Consider the following 4,667-nt stretch of genomic DNA (forward strand, 5'->3'; position numbering starts at 1 on the left):
CCCCCAGCCCCCCGCACCCCGCCCTCCAAAACGTACGAACCGGCCGAGGCCGGTTCCATCCGAATCCTCTCATCTTCAACTCTCGCGTTCGGCCCAGAAAGTACATCCCATCGCCGTCCCAGTTTCCCGGCATTCGTGGAGTCCGCAACCTATCAATCTCGAGCGAATCTTTCATAATCTCTGGGCGCGCGCATATTCCTCAAATATAGAGGTTGTCCTGAAGAGGCGTGTTCATAGCTACCAATGTGATCGAGATGAGAGGAGAACGTACTCACATGCCCAAGCAGCCAACTATCATCAGCGGAAACCAGTTTCTCAGGCGGTGGGGCGGGCGACGGCATACGCTGCAGCAGGGCACCCTGCGACAGGGCACGCGCCGCCTGTCGCGCGTGAAATCCGAGCAGCAGCGCGCATCTGCGGCCAACTTACGGCCAGCGGTCGATGGCACGAGGCGGGTCATCGACCGCTTGCGGACGCTCCCACGCACCGTGCAGCGCGCCGTCGCGGTCCGCGCCAGCACCCGCGCCGCCACCGCCGCGCCCGTCACCGGCCCTGGCGCATCCGCCAGCACCCGCGCCGCGGTCCAGGCCATCCTGCGCTGCGGTGCGGGCATCGCGATCGCGGCGGGGAGTCGGCTGTACCAGGCGTGGCGGCGGAACGTTGCGCTGCGGGTGGGCGGGCGCATCGCGCTGGTGTTCGTGGGCATGGTTGGCGTGCCGATGGGGGTTGCCAAGCTGGCGCAGCGTGGGCCGATGCCCGATGTGACGGCGTGGATCGATATGCGCGACGCCGCGACGACGATTCGCGTGTACGATCCGGCGAGTGGAACGACACAAGCGCTGCCGCTGAACGAGTACATCTTCGAAGTGCTGGCGGCCGAGTTTGCGCCGAATGCGCCGATTGCGAGCCTGGAGGCCACAGCCGTCGCGACACGCACGTACGCCGTGCGTGCGATGGCCGAGCCAGTGGCCGGATCGCTTGCCGCCGCACACGATGCCGATCTCACCGATGACTCGAACCTGGACTTGCCGTTGGTGACGGAGGCGGAGCTGCAGTCGGAGTATCCCAATCAAGCGTTGGGCTTTACAATCAAGCTCAAATCGGCCATCGAAGCGACAGACGGGACCATCATCACGTACCAGAACAAACCCATTATGGCGTTCATGAGTGCGGTGTCGACGGGGAAGACGAGATCGAGTGAGGACGCGCTGGGGCAGGCCATACCGTATCTGGTGTCAATCCCGTGCCCCGACGACGTGGACAGCCCGGCGGAGACATGGACGGACACGCTGTCGATCGACGACATCGAACAGGCGATGTCCGTGAAACTCAGTAGCCTATCGGACATGCAGTTGACGAGAGGATCGGATGGCTTCGTGCAATCGGTCAAGCTCGGGGACAAGACGGTGACAGGCGCTGAATTCGCCGCGCGGCTGAACTTGCAATCGGACGATTTCGCGTGGAAGCTGTCGTCGGGATCGATGGCCATCAACGGCGTCGGCCGCGGTTCCGATCTCGGCATGAGCCTGCACGAAGCGCAGGCTATGGCGATGGCGGGGCAGTCGTGGGAGACTATCATTCGCCATTTTTACCCGCACACGTCGTTGCAGAATGACCAAGCGTTTGTGCGCGGGAAGCACTAAATTGGCAACTGGAAGAGAGTTACACAAATCTAGCCGATTTTTTTCGGTTCAGGTATAGATTCTAGTTTACGTGGCGAGACTCACTACTGAGGTGAGCGCCACATGGATGACAAACAACATCCAAATCAGGAAACTAGCCAGGAAAACAAGGCACCGGATGCACCGAAGACAAGCGGTCGTCCTGCGAGTGCAAAACGAGTCATGTCGAAACGTTGGCTGTACCCAGCAATCTATCTCGGAGCAGCAGCTGTGATCATTGGGTTGATGTATGCCCGGAGCCAGTTCAACAGCACACCGACTTCGGTTCAACCGACCAGCACGAACGCCACCACGTCCCAGACGCAGCCGACGACAGCAGAGCCGAAGGAACCGTGGATTTGGCCGTATGCCGACGGCACGAACGCGTCGGTGAGCATGGGCTTCTTCCCAGTGGACGGAAGCTCCGCGCAGCAGGCAAAAGCATTGGTGGACTACGACAACACTTACTATCCGCACAAGGGAATCGATATTAAGACGAAGGACGGGTCTACGTTCACAGTTGTATCGGCTCTCAGCGGAACGGTGGAATCTGTCGAAGATCAACCGCTTTACGGCTACGAGATCGTCGTCAAGAGCCCCGGCGGCTACACAGAAACCTACCAATCGTTGGGTTCTGTCGACGTGAAGCCGGGTCAGTCCATCCATCAGGGAGAAACGCTTGGCACCGCGTCCAGCAATCTGTTCGAGAAGTCGCAAGGCAACCACTTGTACTTCCAGGTGAACTACAACGGAACGCCGGTCGATCCGGAAACGCTTCTCCCCAAGCAATAATTTACCACGACATGACGTTTCCCATGACCGCCCATGACCAACCGGGCGGTTTTTCTTTTGGCATTTTTCACTGCTTCGATCCCGTTCGGCATGTCCAAAGCTCCTTCGACAGGCATTTCCCCAGATTTTATTTCCCAGGAAGTAAAGCGTCGAAATTCGCTGAAAACGGGCTCGATCTCGATTCTTCCATCCTCGCCGGGCAATGGGCCAAGCCGTTCGAAAGGGAGCCAAGGCATACGGTGTACACCCCCTCATATACATGTATCAGACCAACTGACCTGTATGGGGAGGCGAGGGGAGTGCATGATTACATCAAGGAGCGTACTCTCAAAATTGGAGAGTATATTGTCGAGACCCGGAACACCGTGCGCACGATAGCACGCGAATTCGGGGTATCAAAGAGCACTGTGCACAAGGATTTGACGGAGCGTCTGCCGGAAATCAACCCGGACTTGGCGAACCGTGTCAAAGAGATTCTCGAGTATCACAAATCGATCCGCCACCTGCGCGGCGGTGAAGCGACGAAGCTAAAATATCATAAGGACGAAGAACCGCAAATTGAGTCGAAAAACTTCGAATCTCGCAAAGGAGTTTCGAGCGGGTTGTAGAACTACATCCTATCAGCTTCCTACACCTCATGCACTAACATATGAACGACTTTCCCATTCCCATGCACGCTCTATATTAGGAGGACTCGCCGCACATGTTTTCAAGGGATGTTGGTGTCGACTTAGGAACCGCAAACGTGCTTGTGCACGTCAAAGGACAAGGGATTGTACTCGATGAACCTTCCGTCGTTGCGATAGATCAGGTGACGAAGCAAGTGGTTGCTGTCGGCGAAGAGGCTCGCCGTATGCTCGGGCGCACGCCGGGTAACATCGTGGCTATCCGGCCGTTGCGCGAAGGCGTGATCGCAGATTTCGAGATTACGGAGATTATGCTCAGGCACTTTCTCCGCAAAACCATTGGAAAGAGTGCGTTTGGCCGACCGCGCGTGATGATCTGCGTCCCCGCAGGCATCACGTCGGTGGAGCAGAAGGCCGTCCGCGAGGCGGCCGAAGCGGTCGGCATCAAACAGGTGGATTTAATTGAAGAACCGAAGGCGGCGGCCATTGGCGCGGGTCTCAACATCTTTGAGCCAAGCGGCAGCATGGTCGTCGATATTGGTGGAGGAACGACGGACATCGCGGTCTTGTCCCTCGGCGACGTCGTGACCTCCACTTCTCTTCGTATCGCAGGGGACAAGCTCGACGAAGCGATCGTGAAGTACATACGCCGCGAATACAACTTGATGGTCGGCGAACGGACCGCGGAAGAGTTGAAGAAGGAACTGGCGACCGTCTATCCCGGCGGCCGCACCAACAGCATGGATGTGCGCGGACGCGATATGGTGACCGGCCTTCCGAAAACCATCACGGTGCACGCGGAAGAATTGCGATCCGCCCTGCAAGAACCCATCCACGCCATCGTCCAAGCGACCAAGTCCGTTCTGGAACAAACGCCTCCGGAACTGGCCGCCGACATTTTCGACAAGGGCGTCATGCTCACAGGCGGCGGCGCACTCGTCGATGGATTGGACAAGCTCATGCAGGACGAACTGCAGATTCCCGTCCACATCGCCGAAAATCCGATGCATTGCGTCGTCATTGGAACTGGCCGCGTGCTCGACAGCCCAGAATGGAACAAGTATCGCGAACAAAGACGCCGAGCCGGTCGCCGGCGGGGCTAAGTGCTGGCAGATTGGGTGGCTCGGCAGAGGTAGAAGTCGGATAAGGGACAAAAGCGCCGTTATCGGCACCGAGTGGCGCCGAAGGCGTGGAGCCGCAACCCGGATAAGGGACAAAAGTACCGCTATCCGATCCGGCCGCAAACCACGCGGTTGCGATAAGGGACAAAAGTGCCGTTATCGCCGCAGGCCCGAAGACCTCGGGCCGCGCACAGTCGTGAATAAGGGGCAAAAGTACCGCTATCGGCACCGAGCGGCGCCGAAGGCGTGGAGCCGCCGCCCGGATAAGGGACAAAAGTACCGCTATCCGATCCGGCCGCAAACCACGCGGTTGCGATAAGGGACAAAAGTGCCGTTATCGCCGCAGGCCCGAAGACCTCGGGCCGCGCACAGTCGTGAATAAGGGGCAAAAGTACCGTTATCGGCACCGAGCGGCGCCGAAGGCGGGGAGCCGCCGCCCGGATAAGGGACAAAAGTACCGTTATCCG

Annotated in this window: 4 protein-coding genes; all 4 read left to right on the top strand. The window is 58.8% G+C overall.

Features of this window, described 5'->3' with window-relative positions; genetic code table 11:
* Positions 1–275: 275 nt before the first annotated feature.
* The 4 genes from AAC01S_RS18055 to AAC01S_RS18070 all read left to right on the top strand — a co-directional run bounded on the left by AAC01S_RS18055 (position 276) and on the right by AAC01S_RS18070 (position 4,182).
* Entirely contained in the window at positions 276–1,643 is a 1,368-nt protein-coding gene (locus AAC01S_RS18055) for a SpoIID/LytB domain-containing protein (RefSeq protein WP_245630291.1), read from the top strand.
* A gap of 102 nt (positions 1,644–1,745) precedes the next feature.
* The gene (locus AAC01S_RS18060) at positions 1,746–2,453 is read left to right on the top strand and encodes a M23 family metallopeptidase (RefSeq protein WP_067625784.1); all 708 of its coding nucleotides are present in this window, start codon (positions 1,746–1,748) and stop codon (positions 2,451–2,453) included.
* A 299-nt stretch (positions 2,454–2,752) separates the two neighbouring features.
* A complete protein-coding gene (spoIIID, locus tag AAC01S_RS18065; protein ID WP_067625787.1) occupies positions 2,753–3,061 on the top strand; it encodes a sporulation transcriptional regulator SpoIIID in 309 nt (102 codons plus the stop codon).
* Positions 3,062–3,156: 95 nt separating this feature from the next.
* On the top strand, positions 3,157–4,182 hold the full coding sequence (locus AAC01S_RS18070; protein ID WP_067625789.1) for a rod shape-determining protein: 1,026 nt from the start codon (positions 3,157–3,159) through the stop codon (positions 4,180–4,182).
* The last annotated feature ends 485 nt before the right edge of the window (positions 4,183–4,667 follow it).

The sequence above is a fragment of the Alicyclobacillus acidiphilus NBRC 100859 genome, from assembly GCF_001544355.1.
Lineage (GTDB): Bacteria > Bacillota > Bacilli > Alicyclobacillales > Alicyclobacillaceae > Alicyclobacillus > Alicyclobacillus acidiphilus.

Excerpts from the sequence above, each read along its gene's own strand:
- AAC01S_RS18070 (WP_067625789.1), top strand. The coding sequence starts at position 3,157 with ATGTTTTCAAGGGATGTTGGTGTCGACTTAGGAACCGCAAACGTGCTT.
- AAC01S_RS18060 (WP_067625784.1), top strand. The coding sequence starts at position 1,746 with ATGGATGACAAACAACATCCAAATCAGGAAACTAGCCAGGAAAACAAG.
- AAC01S_RS18055 (WP_245630291.1), top strand. The coding sequence starts at position 276 with ATGCCCAAGCAGCCAACTATCATCAGCGGAAACCAGTTTCTCAGGCGG.